This is a genomic window from Parachitinimonas caeni, assembly GCF_030129945.1.
Classification (GTDB): domain Bacteria; phylum Pseudomonadota; class Gammaproteobacteria; order Burkholderiales; family Chitinimonadaceae; genus Parachitinimonas; species Parachitinimonas caeni.
Window position 1 is genome coordinate 1 of record NZ_JARRAF010000162.1, and the last position, 583, is coordinate 583.

Genomic DNA, 583 nt, shown 5'->3' on the forward strand with positions numbered 1-583 from the left:
GGAAGTCCGTTATGCCACCCCGCTCGCCACCCAGCCCACCGCCAGCAGCCGGGCGGAAGACATCCAGCCAGCCACCGCCAACAGCCGCACCAGCCGTCGCTTTTATGATGGTGATGGCAAGCTGACCTGTTCGCTGGATGCGGCGGGCTATCTGACGACGATTGAATACGACAACGCCGGCCGGGCCTGGCATAGCACCCGCTTTGCCACGGCCGTCAACCCCTCTTTGATGGCCACAGGCACCCTGGCCCAACTGCTGCCGACGGCCGACGCCAGCAATGATCAGCACAGCTACACCCTGTATGACGCCCAGAACCGCGTGGTTGCCAGCCTCGATGCAGAGCGTTATCTGAGCGAAGTCCGCTACGATGCAGCCGGCAACAAGCTGAGCGAAACCCGCTACGCCAGCCGCGTGGGCAGTGGTATATCCGTCAGCGTCAGCAGCACGGTTGACAACCTGCGCCCAGCCGCCTCGCCGCTCGACAACAGCCAGAGCTTTACCTACACCAAGCTCAACCAGATCGACACCAGCACCGCCACCGATGGCACCGTCAATCGCTTCGGCTACAACGAGATTGGCCTG

Annotated in this window: 1 protein-coding gene; it reads left to right on the top strand. The window is 63.1% G+C overall.

The genetic code is table 11. The features are described from left to right. Positions 1 to 583 (top strand): hypothetical protein (locus PZA18_RS24115; RefSeq protein WP_284103436.1); only part of this gene is annotated, 583 nt, incomplete at both ends.